This window comes from Verminephrobacter aporrectodeae subsp. tuberculatae At4 (assembly GCF_000193225.1).
Classification (GTDB): domain Bacteria; phylum Pseudomonadota; class Gammaproteobacteria; order Burkholderiales; family Burkholderiaceae_C; genus Acidovorax; species Acidovorax aporrectodeae.
On sequence record NZ_AFAL01000609.1, the window covers coordinates 1 to 332 of the forward strand.

1 protein-coding gene is annotated in these 332 nt (G+C 66.3%); it reads right to left on the reverse strand.

Annotation, left to right across the window (positions count from 1 at the left end; genetic code table 11):
• Positions 1-332, reverse strand: a 332-nt coding sequence (locus VTU_RS28395) for a SwmB domain-containing protein (protein WP_010107089.1), incomplete at both ends; no start/stop codon positions are given.

The following is a 332-nucleotide window of genomic DNA, read 5'->3' on the forward strand; positions in this document are numbered from 1 at the left end:
AGCCTGCGTTGCCCGTGAGCGCAGCCGCGTCCAGGGTGTTCGCTTCCGTGTACGTGAGCACCAGTTCGTCGCCGGTGACCGTGGCGGTGTGGATCACCGGGGCCGTGGTGTCCGGTGTGTTGTTGCTAATCGCCTGGTCGCTGAAGTTTTCTGCGGCGTTGCCGGCGGCATCCTGGACCCCATTGCCGGTCGCGGGTTTGGCGTAGCTGACGCTCAGCACCTCTGCGTTGGCCACGGCGCGGCTGAGCGTGAGCGTGACGGTCTTGAGCGTTGCGTTCACCACGGCGCTGCTCACGGTGATGGCCGTGCCCGTGGTGCTGCTGACCGTAAAG